Origin of the sequence: Pseudomonas sp. NMI760_13 (assembly GCF_021283245.1) — a bacterium.
Lineage (GTDB): Bacteria > Pseudomonadota > Gammaproteobacteria > Pseudomonadales > Pseudomonadaceae > Aquipseudomonas > Aquipseudomonas peradeniyensis.
Genome location: NZ_JAJSRC010000006.1, coordinates 161,663 through 179,935, shown reverse-complemented (window position 1 = coordinate 179,935; position 18,273 = coordinate 161,663). Strand labels below are relative to the sequence as shown.

The following is an 18,273-nucleotide window of genomic DNA, read 5'->3' as shown; positions in this document are numbered from 1 at the left end:
TTATCCACTGGCTTACTGGGCGAGCCAGTCGCGGTCCTGCAGGAAGTAGTCGGTCAGGAGCGCTTCCTCGCTGCCAGGCTCCGCTTTCCAATCGTAACCCCAGCGTACCTGCGGCGGCAGCGACATCAGGATCGACTCGGTGCGACCGCCTGACTGCAAACCGAACAGGGTGCCGCGGTCGTAGACCAGGTTGAACTCGACGTAGCGGCCACGGCGGTATTCCTGGAATTCACGCTGCTTGGCAGTGTACGGCGTGTCTTTGCGGCGCTGGATGATCGGCAGATAGGCATCGACGTAGGCGTCGCCGATGGCGCGCATGAAGGCGAAGCAGGTGTCGAAGTCCCACTCGTTCAGGTCGTCGAAGAACAGGCCGCCAATGCCACGCGGCTCGCCACGGTGCTTGAGGTGGAAATAGCGGTCGCACCAGGCCTTGTAGTGTGGGTAGACATCGGCGCCGAACGGCGCGCAGGCCTGCTCGGCGACGCGGTGCCAGTGCACGCAGTCTTCTTCATTGCCGTAGTACGGGGTCAGGTCGAAGCCACCGCCGAACCACCATACCGCCTCTTCGCCTTCTTTTTCGGCGATGAAGAAGCGCACGTTGGCGTGGGAAGTCGGCACATGCGGGTTGTGCGGGTGGATCACCAGCGACACGCCCAGGGCCTCGAAACCACGGCCCGCCAGCTCCGGCCGGTGGGCACTGGCCGACGGCGGCAGGCCGGCGCCGAACACGTGGGAAAAATTCACCCCACCTTTCTCGATCACCTTGCCCTCGCCGATCACCCGTGTGCGACCGCCGCCGCCGGCATCGCGCACCCAGGCATCCTCGACGAAGCGGGCGCCGCCGTCTTCGGTTTCGAGGGCAGAGCAGATGCGGTCTTGCAGGTCGAGCAGGTAGGCTTTTACGGCCTCGGTGCGGCTGGTCATCGGGTCACCTGGAAGGAGCGGGAAAATTCGCCGCGTAGCATACCACCGGCCGACGCCGCGTCGCAGTTGACGGCGGTCAAGCAAAGGCGTCCGATAGAAGGCCTTTGCGACCCTCGACAACAGGAGTGTGTGATGGCCAAGCGTATCCAGTTCAGCCAGCATGGCGGCCCGGAAGTCCTGCAACTGGTGGAGTTCGACCCGGCACCGCCCGGCCCGCAGCAAGTGCGGGTGCGTAACCATGCGATCGGCTTGAATTTCATCGACACCTATTTCCGCAGCGGGCTGTATGCGCCGCCTGCGCTGCCGTCTGGCCTGGGCACCGAAGCGGCCGGCGTGGTCGAGGCGGTGGGCGAGGGCGTCAGCCGGATCAAGGTCGGCGACCGCGTGGCCTATGCCGGTGGGCCGCTGGGGGCCTACAGCGAGGTGCATACGCTGCCGGAGGCCAACCTGGTGAAGCTGCCGGAGGCGATCAGCTTCGAACAGGCGGCAGCGGTGATGCTCAAGGGGCTGACCACGCAGTATTTGCTCAAGCAGACCCATGCCGTGCAGCCGGGGGACTTCGTGCTGTTCCACGCCGCCGCCGGCGGTGTGGGGTCGCTGGCATGCCAGTGGGCCAAGGCACTGGGGGCGAAGCTGATCGGTACCGTCAGCTCTGCTGAGAAAGCCGAACGGGCCAAGGCCCTCGGCGCCTGGGCGACCATCGACTACAGCCATGAAGACGTGGCCAAGCGCGTGCTGGAGCTGACCGACGGTCAAAAGTGCGCGGTGGTGTATGACGGCGTGGGCGCCGATACCTGGCTGACCTCGCTGGATTGCCTGAGGCCACGGGGGTTGATGGTGAGTTTCGGCAATGCGTCCGGGGCGGTAACCGGGGTCAACTTGGGGATCCTGTCGCAGAAGGGGTCGTTGTATGTCACCCGGCCGACGCTGGGGAGCTACGCCAACAATGCCGAGAACACCCAGGCAATGGCTGACGACCTGTTCGCGATGATCGCCAGTGGCAAGCTCGCTGTGGATATCCAGCAGCGGTATCCATTGAGCGAGGCGGCCAAGGCGCAGACGGAGTTGTCGGCGCGGCGGACTGTTGGCTCGACTGTGCTTCTACCTTGAGGGCCCTATCGCGGGGCAAGTCGCAGCGGCGCACCGCCGCTCCCACGCCATAATCAGAGACCGGTGTGGGAGCGGCGGTTCGCCGCTGCGACTTGTCCCGCGATGCTATTGCTCAGTCGTAGTGGAACCGGCATTGCAGTACCGTCAACCGGCCACCTTCATAGAAGTAGACCAGACGGTGCTCTCGGGTGATGCGACGAGACCAGAACCCGGAAAGATCGCCCTTGAGCGGCTCAGGTTTGCCCGTCCCTTTGAAGGGTGTGCGGCAGCACTCGCGAATAAGCACATTGACTGCCTCGAAGATCACCGAATCAGCTTCGCGCCAGTGGTGATAGTCCTCCCACCCCTCGACAGTGAACGCAACACTCACGGAATTCCGAGCCTCAGTCTTGTTGCGTTGCTTTGACTTCATGTTCATCGATGATCAGCTCTTGGGTAACTGGCTGACCCGACCGCAGCTGCTCGACTGATGAACGCAAGCGCCTTGCGTTGGCAGATGACCCTAGCAAGTAAAGGGTCTCCTGCATGCCGTTGTAATCCTCCAGGGACAGCATGACCACCGGCTCACCACGTTGGCGCGTGATGATGGCCGGCTCATGGTCACGGCATACGTCATCCATCGTTTGCTTCAGGTCGGCGCGAGCTTGGCTAAAAGTCAGTACATGCATTTGTCCAATCCTTCCCGGATTACAAAGGAGAGCTGAGCGAACATTGTACAAAGCTGTGTACAAATCTCAACGACCCGCCGTCGGCGTCTTCATCACTCGGGATGGAGTGCTGCGCAAAGCAAAGGGAGATTACCGGCCCAAACCTTCAGCGAGAACGTGATTGGATCGGTGTGACACGTAGGGTATTTCCCAGTTTCTATTTCATCGCGGGGCAAGTCGCAGCGGCGAACCGCCGCTCCCACGTCATGACCAGAGATCGGCGTGGGAGCGGGCCCCGCGATTGCGTCAGTTCAGCCGGCGGGTTTCTTCAACGCTGGAGCCGACTCGAGGCCATCGAGCATCGCCTCCACCAACCCCTCCGCCATTTCCAGCGAATGCAGGCTGGACCAGTACATGCCTCGCCCCTCATCGCGCAGGTGATCGAGGGCCTTGATGCCGGTGTCGTAGGCACAGCGCAGGTAGAGCGCGACGTGTACCAGGGCGTTGTGGGCTTCGATGTTGGGGTTTACGGTGAAGAGTGGAGGGTGGCCGGCGTCGCAGCGGCCGAAAGGGTGGGTTGTGGTGTTTGGGAGTGGTGGATCGGGAACAATCTTCTTGTTCATGGCAACCTCTACCAGAGTAGGGCTGACACCTCGTCCGTTACCACACGAATGGGTGGCAGCTGTACACGGGGTGGTAAACCGGGGAGGTACCAGACCCGGCAGGCTCGAAAGCCTCCCGCGCACAGCCGCCATAGACGACTCTGATACCTTCCTGTTACCGGGTTACCACACCCGATCGCCAAGTTATTCGGCGACGGTTTGGAGCCTAAAGGCAGGCGTTCCCACTGAGAAGGTAATGGCAGTCGACAGACTGCGTAGGATATTTCTCTGAATTCAGAATGGGCAGCCATCTGGGTGCAAATCAGAAAAATCGGCGGGGATTCTGGGGCCGCTTTGCGGCCCTTTCGCGGCACAAGGCCGCTCCTACAGGGGATCGCGATTGCCTGTAGGAGCGGCCTTGTGCCGCGAAACGAGGGCGAAGCCCTCGCCAGCGGTATCAACCCGGGCGCACAACCTCGCCGGTCGCCAGGTCGCGAATCAGGCTCGGGTTCTTCCGCCCACCCAACGCCCCACCCAGCACCATATCCAGCTCGTTGTGGAAATACTGCTCCACCCGCAACCGACTCTTGGCCGCCGGCCGCCCGGCCGGGTTGCAGGAGGTGGAGATCAGCGGCCCGACCAGCGCGCACAACTCCCGCACCTGTGGATGATCGCTGACCCGCAGCGCCACGGTGTCGTGCTGCCCGGTCACCCACTCGGGCAGCAGGCCCTGGTGCGGCACCAGCCAGGTGTTAGGCCCAGGCCAAGTGGCGCTCATGCGGTCGATCCAGTCCTGGGGGAAATCCTCGAACAGAAAGTCGAACTGGCGGATGTTGTCGGCGACCAGGATCAGCCCTTTATCCACAGGGCGCGACTTGAGCGCCAGCAGGCGATACACCGCGTCCTCGTTCCATGGGTCGCAGCCCAGGCCCCAGACCGCTTCCGTCGGATAGGCAATCACCGCACCCGCCTTCACCTCGCGCGCGGCTTGTTGCACACGCCAACTGCTCACCATTTTCCGTCTCTCCGCATAAACGCCGTGCGCGCAGTGTACTTAGCCGGCACGGGCAAACCAACGCCCGGCTTCGTTGCTCACCCGGCCTTCGAGCTCCAGCTCGGTGAGACTGGCAAGCACCTGGGCCAACGGCAGGCCGCTGCTGTGGGCCAGGCCCTCGCTGGTGTGGGGGGCAGCGTGGAGCAGGGCGAGCAGGGGATGGGCGGGTTTATCCACAACTGCGGGCGGCAGGTTCTGCCAACCGCGCAGGCTGTCGAGGATCTGCTCCACGCTTTCCACCAGCAGGGCGCCATCGCGGATCAGCTGGTGGCAGCCCTTGGCGCCAGGGTGATGAATGGACCCAGGAATCGCGTACACCTCCCGCCCCTGTTCGGCGGCGAGCCGTGCGGTGATCAACGAGCCACTGGCGAGGCTGGCCTCGACCACCAGCACACCCAGCGACAAGCCGCTGATGATCCGGTTACGGCGCGGAAAGTTGCCGGCCAGTGGCCCAGCGTCCAGCGGATACTCGGAAACCAGCGCGCTACCGCTGTCGATCATCGCCCTGGCCAGGTCACGGTGGCGCTGTGGATAAAGTTTTTGCAACCCCGTGCCGAGCACCCCGATGGTGTACCCGCCAGCCTTCAACGCGGCCCGATGAGCGGCACCGTCGACGCCCAGTGCCAGCCCGCTGGTGATGGTGAAACCCGCCTGGGAAAGGCATCGGGAAAACGCGCCCGCGGTATCCAGCGCCGGGGGTGAAGCACGCCTGCTGCCCACGATCGCCAGTTGCGGTTGCTCGAGCAAAGCGGGCTCGCCCGCGACGAACAACAGCGGCGGCGGATCGTCTATCTCGGCCAGCAACGCCGGGTAGCCAGGCCTGTCCCACATCAGTAAATGCTGGCCCGGACGCTCTATCCAGCGCATTGCAGCCAATGCGCCGTCGCGCACTTGCGGGCTGCGGCGGGCGTCTATACTGGCATCCTTCAGCCCCAACGCCTGCCAGGCGCTGGCCGGCGCGCTGAGTGCCGACGAGGCACTGCCGAACGCGTCGATGAGGGTATGGAAACGACGCAAGCCAATATCCGGAAGGCTATGAAGACGCAGTCGCGCCTCCAGTTCCGCAGGCGGACAAGGCGACGAACGGGATGGGTTCATGGTGGATCGTCCTTGATCGACAGGGGGCCAGATACGTGGCACAACCTGTGGATATCTTTGTGAATAACACTTTGAAAAGCTGTCCATGAAATGGCAGCTATCAAGCCCATAGAGACCCTAGCCAAGCTTCACAGGTGCCGAACGCCCCATTTCCCTTTATTATGTGTGCTCAGTTTTCAACCGACCGCACAGTGACTGCCTGACCACCATGGCCATTTTGAACATTCTCGAATTCCCCGATCCGCGCCTGCGCACCATCGCCAAACCGGTGACGGAGTTTGACGACGCCTTGAGCCAGCTGATCGACGACATGTTCGAGACCATGTACGAGGCGCCTGGCATCGGCCTGGCCGCCACCCAGGTCAACGTGCACAAGCAGGTCGTGGTGATGGACCTGAGCGAAGACCGTAGCGAGCCGCGCGTCTTCATCAACCCCACGGTCGAGGAACTGACCCACGACATGGGCCAGTACCAGGAAGGCTGCCTGTCGGTGCCCGGCTTCTACGAGAACGTCGACCGCCCGCTGCGCGTGCGGGTCAAGGCCCAGGACCGCGACGGCAAGCCCTACGAACTGGAATGCGAAGGCCTGCTGGCGGTGTGTGTGCAGCACGAGTTCGATCACCTCAACGGCAAGTTGTTCGTCGACTACCTGTCCCAGCTCAAACGCGACCGGATCAAGAAGAAGCTGGAAAAGCAGCACCGCCAGCAAGCCTGATCCCCACCTTCCAGAAGGCTTGCTCCGGCAAGCCTTTTTCTTTTTGAAGAAGCGAGAACTCCATGCGCATCGTCTTCGCAGGCACTCCAGAGTTTGCCGCCGAACACCTCAAGGCCCTGCTCGACAGCCCGTACGAGATCGTGGCCGTCTACACCCAGCCCGACCGCCCGGCCGGCCGTGGCCAGAAGCTCATGCCGAGCGCGGTCAAGGCGCTGGCCGTGGCCCATGATATCCCGGTGTACCAGCCGCAGACCCTGCGCAATGCCGATGCACAAGCCGAACTCGCCGCACTGAAGCCAGACCTGATGGTGGTGGTCGCCTACGGCCTGATCCTGCCGCAAGTGGTGCTGGATATCCCGCGCCTGGGTTGCATCAACAGCCACGCCTCCCTGCTGCCACGCTGGCGCGGCGCGGCGCCGATCCAGCGCGCCGTGGAAGCCGGCGACGCCGAGAGCGGCGTGACCGTGATGCGCATGGAAGCCGGCCTGGACACCGGCCCGATGCTGCTCAAAGTGGTTACCCCTATCGGCGCCGACGACACCGGCGGCACCCTGCACGACCGCCTCGCCGAAATGGGCCCACCTGCTGTAGTCCAGGCAATTGCCGGCTTGGCCGACGGTTCGCTGCAAGGTGAAGTCCAGGACGATGCCCTGGCCACCTACGCCCACAAGCTGAACAAGGACGAAGCACGCATCGACTGGAGCCGCCCGGCCGTGGAGCTGGAGCGCCTGATCCGTGCCTTCAACCCCTGGCCGGTGTGCCACAGCACCCTCGACGGCGAAAGCGTGAAGGTGCTGGCCGCCAACTTGTCCACAGGCCAGGGCGCCCCCGGTGAAATCCTCTCCGCCAGCAAGGACGGCCTGGTCGTCGCCTGCGGTGACGGCGCCCTGAGCCTGACCCGCCTGCAACTGCCCGGCGGCAAGGCCCTGGCCTTCAGCGACCTGTTCAACAGCCGCCGCGAGAAGTTCGCCAGCGGCAAGGTGCTTGGCCAATGAACCCACGCCTGGCCGCCGCCCGCGCCCTTGCCGCCGTGCTCAGCGGCAAGGCCTCGCTGAACAGCTCGTTGCCGGCGCAACTGGACAAGGTCGAAGAGCGCGACCGTGGCCTGACCCAGGACCTGGCCTTCGGTACCGCCCGCTGGCAGCCGCGCCTGGACCTGCTGGCCGCGCAACTGCTGCAGAAGCCGTTCAAGGCCGCCGACGCCGATGTACAGGCGCTGCTGCTGGTCGGCCTGTACCAGCTGTTCTACACGCGCATCCCGGCCCACGCCGCCATCGGCGAGACCGTGGGTTGCGCCGACAAGCTCAAGAAGCCGTGGGCCAAGGGCCTGCTCAATGCCGTGCTGCGCCGCGCCCAGCGTGAAGGCGAGGAGCTGCTCGCCGGCATGGAACGCGACCCCGTGGTACGCACCGCACACCCGCGCTGGCTGCAGAAGGCGCTGAAAACGTTCTGGCCGGAGCAATGGGAAGCCATCTGCGCCGCCAACAACGCCCACCCGCCGATGATCCTGCGGATCAACCGCCGCCACCACAGCCGCGACGCCTACCTGGTGCTGCTGGCCGAGGCTGGCATCCAGGCCAGCGCCTGCCAGTTCAGCCGCGACGGTATCGTCCTGGCCGAAGCCTGCGACGTACGTGGTTTGCCGGGCTTCGCCGACGGCTGGGTGAGCGTGCAGGACGAAGCCGCGCAACTGTCCGCCGACCTGCTCGAACTGGCCCCCGGCCAGCGCGTGCTCGACGCCTGCTGCGCCCCGGGCGGCAAGACCTGCCACCTGCTGGAAGCCGAACCTGGCCTGGCCCACATGGTCGCCATCGACCTGGAAGCCAAACGCCTGGCCCGCGTGCGCGAGAACCTCGACCGCCTCAAGCTCGACGCCGAGCTGATCGCCTGCGACGCCCGCGACACCACCAGTTGGTGGGACGGCAAGCCATTCCAGCGCATCCTGCTCGATGCGCCCTGCTCGGCCACCGGCGTGATCCGCCGCCACCCGGACATCAAGCTGACCCGCCAGGCCGAGGACATCCCGGCCCTGGCAACGCTGCAAGGCGAGCTGCTCGATGCCTTGTGGCCGACCCTGGAAGTGGGCGGCATGCTGCTTTACGCGACCTGCTCGAGCCTGCCAACCGAGAACACCGAAGTGATCGACGCCTTCCTCGCCCGCACCCCCGGCGCCCGCGAGCTGGACCTGGCCCTTGAGGCCGGCCTGCGCCAGCCCCACGGCCGCCAGCTGCTGGCCCAGGAAGGCGGCCACGACGGGTTCTACTATGCCAAGCTGATCAAGATTGCCGCCTCGCGCGGGTAAAGAACAAAAAGGGTAGGGAGTAGCGGATGAAGATCATCATCCTCGGCGCAGGCCAGGTAGGCGGTACGCTGGCAGAGCACCTGGCCAGCGAAGCCAACGACATCACCGTGGTCGACACCGACAGCGAGCGCCTGCGCGACCTGGGCGATCGCCTGGACATCCGCACCGTGCAGGGCCGCGCCTCGCTGCCGACGGTGCTGCGCCAGGCCGGCGCCGACGACGCCGACATGCTGGTGGCGGTGACCAACAGCGACGAGACCAACATGGTCGCCTGCCAGGTCGCCTATTCGTTGTTCCACACCCCGACCAAGATCGCCCGGGTGCGCGAGTCAGCCTACCTGACCCGCGAAGAGCTGTTCGACAACGACCACATCCCGGTGGACGTGCTGATCAGCCCCGAACAGGTGGTGACCAACTACATCAAGCGACTGATCGAACACCCGGGCTCGCTGCAGGTGATCGACTTCGCCGAAGGCAAGGCCCAACTGGTGGCGGTCAGGGCCTACTACGGCGGCCCGCTGGTGGGCCAGCAACTGCGCCAGATCCGCGCCCACATGCCCAACGTCGACACCCGCGTGGCGGCGATCTTCCGCCGCGACCGGCCGATCACGCCCCAGGGCGACACGGTGATCGAGGCCGACGACGAGGTGTTCTTCATCGCCGCGAAGAAGGACATCCGCGCGGTGATGGGCGAGCTGCGGCGTATCGACGAGACCAACAAGCGCGTGGTCATCGCCGGCGGCGGGCAGATCGGCGAACGCCTGGCCGAGGCCATCGAGAGCCGCTACCAGGTGAAGATCATCGAGATGAACCCGGCGCGCTGCCGCTACCTCTCCGACACCCTCGAAAGCACCGTGGTGCTGCAGGGCAGCGCCTCCGACCGCGACCTGATGCTCGAAGAGAACATCGCCGACGCCGACATCTTCCTGGCCCTGACCAATGACGACGAGGCCAACATCATGTCGTCGCTGCTGGCCAAGCGCCTGGGTTCGCGCAAGGTGATGACCATCATCAACAACCCGGCCTACGTCGACCTGGTGCAGGGCGGCGAGATCGACATCGCCATCAGCCCGCAGCTGGCCACCATCGGCACCTTGCTGGCCCACGTGCGCCGCGGCGATATCGTCAGCGTGCACTCGCTGCGCCGCGGCGCGGCCGAGGCCATCGAGGCGGTGGCCCATGGCGATTCGAAGTCGAGCAAGGTAGTGGGCAAGGCCATCGAGGACATCTCGCTGCCGCCGGGCACCACCATCGGCGCGATCATCCGCGACGAGGAAGTGCTGATCGCCCACGACGACACGGTGATCGAGTCGGGCGACCATGTGATCCTGTTCGTTGTGGATAAAAAGCATATTCGGGACGTGGAGAAGCTGTTCCACGTGGGCCTGAGTTTCTTCTAGAAGAGAAAGCCAACCCCTGTGGGAGCGGGTTTACCCGCGAATACGATTGCCGATTCAGCGACGCATTCGCGGGTGAACCCGCTCCCACAGGCGCCCGCAACATCATGGATTCGGGAGAGAAACCTATGCGCGAATCGCTGGAGAAGATGCTGGCCAAGGGTGTGGATAACCCGCTGCTGAGGTTCGGGCTGGGCAAGGCCTGGCTGGACGAGGGCAATGGGGCTGAAGCAGCGGTGCACCTGGCGGCTTGTGTGAAGCAGGATCCAAAGTACTCGGCGGCGTGGAAACTGCTGGGGAAGGCGTATCAGTTGAGCGGGGATCTGGACGGCGCGCGCAAGGCCTGGGAAGAGGGGATCGTCGCGGCGCAGGCCCATGGCGACAAGCAGGCTGAGAAAGAGATGACCGTGTTCCTGAAGAAATTGAACAAGATCTGAGATCGCCGGGGCTGCTTTGCAGCCCTTTCGCGGCACAAGGCCGCTCCTACAGGGGATCGCGGTCACCTTGTAGGAGCGGCCTTGTGCCGCGAAGCGCCCCCAGCAATCTCAATACCAGCGCGGCTCGCCCGCCGGACGCTTCTTGAAGCGCTTCATGCTCCACATGTACTGGCTCGGGTACTCGCGCACATAACGCTCGACCACCTTGCTCATGGCCGCCGCCGATTCAGTCACATCGGTGCTGTACATCGCTTCCGGCGCCGCTTCCAGGAACACCTTGAAGCCCGAGCCATCCGGCAACCGCAGGGCATGCAGGAAAACACCCACCGCCTTGCCGCCAGCCAGCATGTTCGGCACGAACTTGCTGGTCAGCGCCTGGGTGCCGAGGAACGGCACGAACACGCCCGCCGACTCCGCCGGCTCCGGGTCGGCCGGAATCCCCACCTGGCCACCCCGACGCACTTCCTTGATCACGCTGAGGATGCCTTCCTTGGTCGAAGGCGCCACGCGGTTGCCCATCTGTACGCGCTGTTCACGCAGCAAGTCATCCACAGCCTTCAATTTGGGCGGGCGGTAGAAGATGATCGGTTTGCACTGGTTGCAGTAGAAGTGGTTGAGCACCTCCCAGTTGCCCAGGTGGCTGGTGATGCCGACCACGCCCTTACCCGAGGCCAGGGCCTGCTCCAGCACTTCCAGGCCGTGCACCTCCTTGACCAGCTCCAGCGAGCGCTGCGGCGGCCAGATCCAGGCGCAGGCGCTCTCGACGAACGACTTGCCGATATCCTTCAACGCGCGGCCAACCAGCTGCTCGCGCTCGACCGGGTCCATCTCCGGGAAACACTTGGCCAGGTTGATCCGCACGACATTGCGCGAGCCATTGGGGACTTTCCACATCAGCCAGCCGATACCGGCGCCGACGCGCTGCACAGCGCCCCAGGGCAGCTTGGCAAACAGGCGCAGCACCCCGACCATCAGGGCGCCCTTGAACTTTTCCACAGGCGAATTCCTTATTTCAGCAAGGCGCGCATTGTACCCCGTCAGCGCACCAGCGCGGCGTAGCGATCGCAGTCGGTGGTGTGGTCCATGACCATGCCGGTGGCCTGCATGAAGGCGTAGCAGATGGTCGGCCCGACAAAGGTGAAGCCGGCCTTCTGCAGGGCCTTGCTCATGGCCTTGGCCTCATCGGTGACCGCCGGCACGTCGCCGCGCCCCTGGAACTGGTTGATCTTCGGCGCACCGCCGACGAACGACCACAGCCATTCGGCGGGGTTATCCACAGCCAGCCAGGCCTGGGCATTGCGGCGCACGGCCTTGAGCTTGAGGCGGTTGCGAATGATGCCGGGATCAAGCATCAGCTCCTCGATGCGCTCGTCGCTCAGGCGCGCCAGTTTCACCGGATCGAAGCCATCCAGCACCTGGCGATAGCGCTCGCGTTTCTTCAGTACCGTGATCCACGACAACCCCGCCTGGAACCCTTCGAGCAAAAGCATCTCGAAGAGCAACGCCGGATCGCGCTGCGGCGTTCCCCACTCATGGTCGTGATAGGCCTGGTACAACGGATCGTCGGAACACCAAAAGCAGCGTGGCATAAGGCTCCAATAACGTAGAGGGCGAGGCGAATCGGGTATACTCCCGCTCTTTACATCCGCATCCCCAGATACAGGTGAATTTCGTGAGCCAGCCTACGCCAGCCGTGCGTACCTTCCAAGACCTGATCCTCGCCCTGCAGAACTACTGGGCCGAGCAAGGTTGTGTGGTGCTTCAGCCCTACGATATGGAAGTAGGCGCCGGCACTTTCCACACCGCTACCTTCCTGCGCGCCGTAGGCCCGGAGACCTGGAACGCCGCCTACGTGCAGCCCAGCCGTCGCCCCGCCGACGGGCGGTATGGCGAAAACCCCAACCGCCTGCAGCACTACTACCAGTTCCAGGTGGTACTCAAGCCGAACCCGGCCAACTTCCAGGAGCTGTACCTCGGCTCGCTGAAAGCCATCGGCCTGGATCCACTGGTTCACGACATCCGCTTCGTCGAAGACAACTGGGAATCGCCGACCCTCGGCGCCTGGGGCCTGGGTTGGGAAATCTGGCTGAACGGCATGGAAGTGACCCAGTTCACCTACTTCCAGCAGGTCGGTGGCATCGAGTGCTACCCGGTCACCGGTGAGATCACCTACGGCCTGGAGCGCCTGGCCATGTACCTGCAGGGTGTGGACTCGGTCTACGACCTGGTATGGGCCGACGGTCCGTTCGGCAAGGTCACCTACGGCGACGTGTTCCACCAGAACGAAGTGGAACAGTCGACCTACAACTTCGAGCACGCCAACGTCGAGAAGCTGTTCGAACTGTTCGACTTCTACGAAAGCGAAGCGAACCGTCTGATCAAGCTGGACCTGCCACTGCCGACCTACGAAATGGTCCTGAAGGCCTCGCACACCTTCAACCTGCTGGACGCCCGTCGCGCCATCTCGGTGACCGAGCGCCAGCGCTACATCCTGCGCGTGCGTACCCTGGCCCGGGACGTGGCGCAAAGCTATCTGCAAGCCCGCGCACGCCTGGGCTTCCCGATGGCCTCTCCCGAACTGCGTGACGAAGTGTTGGCTAAGCTGGAGGCTGCACAATGAGTGCTCAAGATTTCCTGGTTGAACTGGGCACCGAAGAGCTGCCACCGAAGGCCCTCGCCACCCTGGGCGACGCGTTCCTCGCCGGCATCGAGAAAGGCCTGCAGGCCGCCGGCCTGAACTACACCGGCAAGCAGGTCTACGCCGCGCCGCGCCGCCTGGCCGTGCTGATCCGCCAGCTGGACGTGCAGCAGCCGGACCGCAGCATCAACATCGACGGCCCGCCCGTGCAGGCCGCGTTCAATGCCGAAGGCCAGCCGACCCAGGCCGCCCTGGGCTTCGCCAAGAAATGCGGCGTGGAGCTGTCGGACATCGACCAGAGCGGCCCCAAGCTGCGCTTCTCCCAGCACATTCCGGGCAAGGCCACCGCCAGCCTGCTGCCGACCATCGTCGAAGATTCGCTCAACGACCTGCCGATCCCCAAGCGCATGCACTGGGGCGCCAGCCGTGAAGAGTTCGTGCGCCCGACCCAGTGGCTGGTGATGCTGCTCGGCGACCAGGTGGTCGACTGCACCATCCTGGCCCAGAAGGCCGGCCGTGAATCCCGTGGCCACCGCTTCCACCACCCGGAAAACGTGCTCATTACCACCCCGGCCAACTACGTCGAGGACCTGCGCAAGGCCCACGTGCTGGCCGACTTCGCCGAGCGTCGCGAGCTGATCAGCAAGCGCACCGCCGAGCTTGCCATGCAGCAGGAAGGCACGGCCATCGTGCCGCCGGCGCTGCTGGACGAAGTGACCGCCCTGGTCGAGTGGCCAGTGCCGCTGGTGTGCTCGTTCGAGGAGCGTTTCCTCGAGGTGCCGCAGGAAGCCCTGATCACCACCATGCAGGACAACCAGAAGTACTTCTGCCTGCTGGACAGCGAAGGCAAGCTGCTGCCGCGCTTCATCACCGTGGCCAACGTCGAGAGCCGCGATCCGAAGCAGATCGTCGAAGGTAACGAGAAAGTCGTGCGCCCACGCCTGACCGACGCCGAGTTCTTCTTCAAGCAGGACAAGAAGCAGCCGCTGGAAAGCTTCAACGAGCGCCTGAAGAACGTGGTGTTCCAGGCTCAGCTGGGTACCGTGTTCGACAAGGCCGAGCGCGTTTCCAAGCTGGCCGCCTTCATTGCCCCGTACATCGGCGGCAGCGCCGCCAATGCCGGCCGTGCCGGCCTGCTGTCCAAATGTGACCTGGCCTCGGAAATGGTCGGTGAATTCCCTGAAATGCAGGGCATCGCCGGCTACTACTACGCCCTCAACGATGGCGAGCCGCAAGACGTCGCCCTGGCACTGAACGAGCAGTACATGCCGCGCGGCGCCGGCGCCGAGCTGCCGCAGACCCTCACCGGTGCCGCCGTGGCCATCGCCGATAAGCTCGACACCCTGGTCGGCATCTTCGGCATCGGCATGCTGCCCACCGGCAGCAAGGACCCGTACGCCCTGCGTCGTGCCGCCCTGGGCGTGCTGCGCATCCTGATCGAGAAGCAGCTGGACCTGGACCTGGCCGTCGCGGTCGAGTTCGCGGTCAAGCAGTTCGGTGCCAAGGTCAAGGCCGCCGGCCTGTCCGAGCAGGTGCTGGAGTTCGTCTTCGACCGCCTGCGCGCGCGCTACGAGGACGAAGGCATCGACGTCTCCACCTACCTGTCGGTGCGTGCCCTGAAGCCGGGCTCGGCGCTGGACTTCGACCAGCGCGTACAGGCCGTGCAGGCCTTCCGCAAGCTGCCGGAAGCCGAAGCCCTGGCCGCGGCGAACAAGCGCGTATCCAACCTGCTGGGCAAGGCCGAAGGCGCCATCGCCGACCAGGTCGAGCCGAAGTACTTCGACAACGCCAACGAGTTCTCCCTGTACTCGGCCATCCAGCAGGCCGACCAGGCCGTGCAACCGATGGCGGCCGCGCGTCAGTACAGCGAGGCCCTGGCCCGCCTGGCGGCCCTGCGTGACCCGGTCGATGCCTTCTTCGAGGCGGTGATGGTCAACGCCGAGGACGCCAAGGTACGCGCCAACCGTTATGCCCTGCTCAGCCGCCTGCGCGGTCTGTTCCTGGGCGTGGCCGATATCTCGCTGCTGGGGTGAGTCGTTGAAACTGCTGATTCTTGATCGAGACGGAGTGATCAACCACGACTCCGACGCCTACATCAAGTCGCTGGAGGAGTGGATCCCCATTCCCGGCTCGATCGAGGCTATCGCGCAGTTGAGCAAGGCGGGCTGGACGGTGGCGGTTGCCACCAACCAGTCCGGCATTGCCCGCGGCTACTACCCGCTGGAAACCCTCGAGGCCATGCATGCACGCCTGCGCGCGCTGGTGGCCGAGCAGGGCGGCGAAGTTGGCCTGATCGTGCATTGTCCGCACGGCCCGGACGAGGGCTGCGACTGCCGCAAGCCCAAGCCTGGCATGCTGCGGACCATTGCCGAGCACTACCAGGTACCGCTGGCCGGCGTATGGTTCGTCGGTGACAGCAAAGGTGACCTGGAGGCGGCCCTGGCCGTCGATGCACAACCCGTGTTGGTGAAAACCGGCAAGGGTGAAAGGACCCTGGAAAAAGGTGTCCCGCAAACTACACTGATTTTCGACGATCTGGCAGCCATCGCCAGAGAACTTATTTAAATGAGTGCGCCAGGAACGGCGCACTTTTCATTAGGCGGGCACGCCCCGCAACGGTACATGCCACTATGTCGATCCTGCAGGCGATCAGAATCTTTCTTTTTTACCTGCTGTTGGGCACCAGTTCGCTGCTGTGGTGCTCGCTGAGCTTCTTTGTCGCGCCTTTCCTGCCGTTCCCCAAGCGCTACCGGTTCATCAACGTCTACTGGTGCCGCTGCGCGCTGTTCCTGGTACGGACGATCCTGCGGATCGACTACAAGATCACCGGCGCCGAGAACGTGCCTGAGGTACCTTGCGTGATCCTGTCCAACCACCAGAGCACCTGGGAGACGTTCTTCCTGTCGGCGTATTTCTCGCCGCTGAGCCAGGTGCTCAAGCGCGAGCTGCTGTATGTGCCGTTCTTCGGCTGGGCCATGGCCATGCTGCGACCGATCGCCATCGACCGGAAGAACCCGAAGGAGGCCCTGCGCCAGGTTGCCAGCCAGGGCGACGAGCTGCTCAAGCAGGGCACCTGGGTGCTGATCTTCCCCGAAGGCACCCGCGTGCCGCATGGGCAGATCGGCAAGTTCTCCCGTGGTGGTACCGCATTGGCGGTGAACGCCGGCCTGCCGGTACTGCCGATTGCCCACAACGCCGGCAAGTTCTGGCCGCGTGAAGGCTGGGGCAAGCGCCCGGGCACCATCGAGGTGGTGATTGGCGAGCCGATGTACCCGGAGGGCACTGGCCCACGTGCCATCGCCGAGCTCAACGACCGTGCCCAGGCATGGAACGAGGCGGCCCAACGCGCCATGGGTTCGCTGCCGCCCGCGGCGGAAAAACCCGAGCAGCAGCCTGCCTGACGATCTGTGGATAACGTGTTAGCAATTTTTGGATTAAGCGTCTCCAAACATAGCTAAGTTATTGAATTAGATATTTATTTCCATGTATGACGTTTTTTCGAAAATCGTGCATAAGTTTTTTCCCGCGATAAAAAAACCGGCTTTTACGCCGGTTTTTTTGTGCTCGTTTGATGGTGGCATAGCGAGTACGTGGGAGCGGGCTTGCCCCGCGATGGATGGCACCGGCTGCGCCGGTATCGCGGGGCAAGCCCGCTCCCACGTCGTGTCATCTGTACTGCCTAAACCTTGTCGATATCCACATCCCGAGTCTCTTTCAGGCAGAAGATCCCCACCACCAGGCTCACCCCGGTGATCAGCACCGGGTACCACAGCCCATAGAAGATATCCCCGGTGTACACCACCAACGCGAACGACACCGTCGGCAGGAAACCACCGAACCAGCCGTTGCCGATGTGGTAGGGCAGGGACATCGAGGTGTAGCGGATACGCGTCGGGAACAGTTCGACCATCACCGCCGCCAACGGCCCGTAGGTCATGGTGGCGATCAGGATCATGGCGACGATCAGCACGACCACCATCACCTGGTTCACGTGCGCGGGATCAGCCTTGGCCGGGTAGCCAGCGCTATCGATGGCGCTACGCATGGCCGTCTCGTCGAAACCATTGATGGTCTTGTCGCCGACGCTGACGATCACCTCGCTGCCCGTGACACTCACCGAGCTGTAGGGCAGGCCCTGCTTGACCAGGAACGTCTTGACCTTGTCGCACGGGCTGTCGAAGCGTGCCTTGCCCACCGGGTCGAACTGGAAGGTGCAGCCCTTGGGATCGGCGGTGACGACGATCGGCGCCTGGCGGCTTGCGGCGTCGATCTGCGGATTGGCGTAATGGCTCAGGGCCTTGAACAGCGGGAAGTACAACACCGTCGCCAGCAAAAGGCCAAGCATCAGGATCGGCTTGCGCCCGACCCGGTCCGACAGCCAGCCGAAGAACACGAAGAACGGCGCACCGATCACCACGCTGATGATCAGCAGGGTGTTGGCCTGGGCCGGGTCCACCTTGAGCATCTGGGTCATGAAGAACAGTACGTAGAACTGCGCGGTGTAGAAGGTCACCGCCTGCCCGGCATTGATACTGAACAGCGCCGTGAGCACCACCTTCAGGTTCGGCCACGAAGTGAACGACTCACGGATCGGCGACTTGCTCACCTTGCCCTGGGCCTTCATTTTCACGAAGGCCGGCGACTCGTGCATGCTCATGCGGATCCAGGTGGAAATCGCCAGCAGCACGATCGACAGCAGGAACGGCAGGCGCCAGCCCCAGGTTTCGAACTGGTCGCCACTGATGTAGCGGCTGGCCAGGACGACGGTCAGCGACAACAGCAGGCCCAGTGTGGCAGTGGATTGGATGAAGCCGGTATGGAAGCCACGTTTGCCATGAGGCGCGTGCTCGGCGACATAGGTGGCCGCACCACCGTACTCACCGCCCAGCGCCAGCCCCTGAAGCATGCGCAGCACCACCAGGATGATCGGTGCAGCGATGCCGATGCTGGCATAGGTCGGTAGCAGGCCGACCGCGAAAGTGGACAGGCCCATCAGCACGATGGTCACCAGGAAGGTGTACTTGCGCCCGATCATGTCGCCCAGCCGGCCGAACACCAGCGCGCCGAACGGGCGCACCAGAAAGCCGGCGGCGAAGGCCATCAGGGCGAAGATGAAGGCGGTGGTGTCGTTGACCCCCGCGAAGAACTGCTTGCTGATGACCGCAGCCAGCGCGCCATAGAGAAAAAAGTCATACCACTCGAACACCGTCCCGAGGGATGACGCGAAAATGATCTTGCGCTCTTCACGACGGCTTGGGCTGCTCGCCGCCGCCCCCTGTTCCTGGATGTAATCCGACATCGTTGCTGTCCTCGGCCCGCAGGCCACAGTGATTATTCTTGTTGTTCCAC

General features: G+C 64.0%; 19 protein-coding genes. 10 read left to right on the top strand and 9 right to left on the bottom strand.

Features of this window, described 5'->3' with window-relative positions:
- Positions 1-12: 12 nt before the first annotated feature.
- Positions 13-924 (bottom strand): oxygen-dependent coproporphyrinogen oxidase, encoded by a 912-nt coding sequence (gene hemF, locus LU671_RS08940; protein ID WP_232855447.1) that lies wholly within the window; start codon positions 922-924, stop codon positions 13-15.
- A gap of 132 nt (positions 925-1,056) precedes the next feature.
- Between hemF and LU671_RS08935 the strand changes: the two genes are divergently transcribed.
- The gene (locus LU671_RS08935) at positions 1,057-2,034 is read left to right on the top strand and encodes an NADPH:quinone reductase (RefSeq protein ID WP_232855446.1); all 978 of its coding nucleotides are present in this window, start codon (positions 1,057-1,059) and stop codon (positions 2,032-2,034) included.
- A 112-nt stretch (positions 2,035-2,146) separates the two neighbouring features.
- On the opposite strand, the gene LU671_RS08930 is transcribed toward LU671_RS08935, so the two are convergent.
- From LU671_RS08930 to dprA, 5 genes are all read right to left on the bottom strand, one after another.
- Complete coding sequence (locus LU671_RS08930) at positions 2,147-2,452, bottom strand: Txe/YoeB family addiction module toxin (protein ID WP_203649203.1); 306 nt, start codon at positions 2,450-2,452, stop codon at positions 2,147-2,149.
- Positions 2,418-2,702: a type II toxin-antitoxin system Phd/YefM family antitoxin gene (locus tag LU671_RS08925; protein ID WP_046853585.1), complete on the bottom strand. Its 285-nt coding sequence runs from the start codon at positions 2,700-2,702 to the stop codon at positions 2,418-2,420. The genes LU671_RS08930 and LU671_RS08925 overlap by 35 nt, the downstream gene beginning before the upstream one ends.
- Before the next feature lie 290 nt (positions 2,703-2,992).
- Entirely contained in the window at positions 2,993-3,304 is a 312-nt protein-coding gene (locus LU671_RS08920) for a DUF3077 domain-containing protein (RefSeq protein WP_232855445.1), read from the bottom strand.
- Between the two features lie 436 nt (positions 3,305-3,740).
- On the bottom strand, positions 3,741-4,298 hold the full coding sequence (locus LU671_RS08915) for an L-threonylcarbamoyladenylate synthase (RefSeq protein WP_028690052.1): 558 nt from the start codon (positions 4,296-4,298) through the stop codon (positions 3,741-3,743).
- A gap of 39 nt (positions 4,299-4,337) precedes the next feature.
- Complete coding sequence (gene dprA, locus LU671_RS08910) at positions 4,338-5,435, bottom strand: DNA-processing protein DprA (protein ID WP_232855444.1); 1,098 nt, start codon at positions 5,433-5,435, stop codon at positions 4,338-4,340.
- 208 nt (positions 5,436-5,643) lie between these two features.
- On the opposite strand from dprA, the gene def reads away from it, so the two are divergent.
- From def to LU671_RS08885, 5 genes are all read left to right on the top strand, one after another.
- The gene (gene def / locus LU671_RS08905) at positions 5,644-6,150 is read left to right on the top strand and encodes a peptide deformylase (protein WP_028690050.1); all 507 of its coding nucleotides are present in this window, start codon (positions 5,644-5,646) and stop codon (positions 6,148-6,150) included.
- Between the two features lie 62 nt (positions 6,151-6,212).
- On the top strand, positions 6,213-7,145 hold the full coding sequence (fmt, locus tag LU671_RS08900) for a methionyl-tRNA formyltransferase (RefSeq protein WP_232855443.1): 933 nt from the start codon (positions 6,213-6,215) through the stop codon (positions 7,143-7,145).
- Complete coding sequence (rsmB, locus tag LU671_RS08895) at positions 7,142-8,452, top strand: 16S rRNA (cytosine(967)-C(5))-methyltransferase RsmB (RefSeq protein ID WP_232855442.1); 1,311 nt, start codon at positions 7,142-7,144, stop codon at positions 8,450-8,452. Before fmt ends, rsmB begins: the two co-directional genes overlap by 4 nt.
- A gap of 26 nt (positions 8,453-8,478) precedes the next feature.
- On the top strand, positions 8,479-9,852 hold the full coding sequence (gene trkA / locus LU671_RS08890) for a Trk system potassium transporter TrkA (RefSeq protein WP_050707620.1): 1,374 nt from the start codon (positions 8,479-8,481) through the stop codon (positions 9,850-9,852).
- A gap of 125 nt (positions 9,853-9,977) precedes the next feature.
- Positions 9,978-10,286: a tetratricopeptide repeat protein gene (locus LU671_RS08885; RefSeq protein WP_186712233.1), complete on the top strand. Its 309-nt coding sequence runs from the start codon at positions 9,978-9,980 to the stop codon at positions 10,284-10,286.
- Between the two features lie 108 nt (positions 10,287-10,394).
- On the opposite strand, the gene LU671_RS08880 is transcribed toward LU671_RS08885, so the two are convergent.
- Together LU671_RS08880 and LU671_RS08875 are read right to left on the bottom strand one after the other, a co-directional pair.
- Positions 10,395-11,282, bottom strand: a complete 888-nt coding sequence (locus LU671_RS08880) for a lysophospholipid acyltransferase (protein WP_232855441.1) — start codon at positions 11,280-11,282, stop codon at positions 10,395-10,397.
- 41 nt (positions 11,283-11,323) lie between these two features.
- Positions 11,324-11,875: a DNA-3-methyladenine glycosylase I gene (locus LU671_RS08875; RefSeq protein ID WP_050707617.1), complete on the bottom strand. Its 552-nt coding sequence runs from the start codon at positions 11,873-11,875 to the stop codon at positions 11,324-11,326.
- 83 nt (positions 11,876-11,958) lie between these two features.
- Between LU671_RS08875 and glyQ the strand changes: the two genes are divergently transcribed.
- From glyQ to LU671_RS08855, 4 genes are all read left to right on the top strand, one after another.
- Positions 11,959-12,906, top strand: a complete 948-nt coding sequence (gene glyQ, locus LU671_RS08870) for a glycine--tRNA ligase subunit alpha (protein ID WP_011531473.1) — start codon at positions 11,959-11,961, stop codon at positions 12,904-12,906.
- Positions 12,903-14,957 (top strand): glycine--tRNA ligase subunit beta, encoded by a 2,055-nt coding sequence (gene glyS / locus LU671_RS08865; protein WP_203649222.1) that lies wholly within the window; start codon positions 12,903-12,905, stop codon positions 14,955-14,957. Before glyQ ends, glyS begins: the two co-directional genes overlap by 4 nt.
- A 4-nt stretch (positions 14,958-14,961) precedes the next feature.
- Positions 14,962-15,489, top strand: a complete 528-nt coding sequence (gene gmhB / locus LU671_RS08860; RefSeq protein ID WP_062572332.1) for a D-glycero-beta-D-manno-heptose 1,7-bisphosphate 7-phosphatase — start codon at positions 14,962-14,964, stop codon at positions 15,487-15,489.
- A gap of 65 nt (positions 15,490-15,554) precedes the next feature.
- Entirely contained in the window at positions 15,555-16,325 is a 771-nt protein-coding gene (locus LU671_RS08855) for a lysophospholipid acyltransferase family protein (protein ID WP_203649224.1), read from the top strand.
- Between the two features lie 278 nt (positions 16,326-16,603).
- Here LU671_RS08855 and LU671_RS08850 read toward each other — a convergent pair whose 3' ends face one another.
- On the bottom strand, positions 16,604-18,223 hold the full coding sequence (locus LU671_RS08850; RefSeq protein ID WP_232855440.1) for an MFS transporter: 1,620 nt from the start codon (positions 18,221-18,223) through the stop codon (positions 16,604-16,606).
- Positions 18,224-18,273 lie beyond the last annotated feature (50 nt).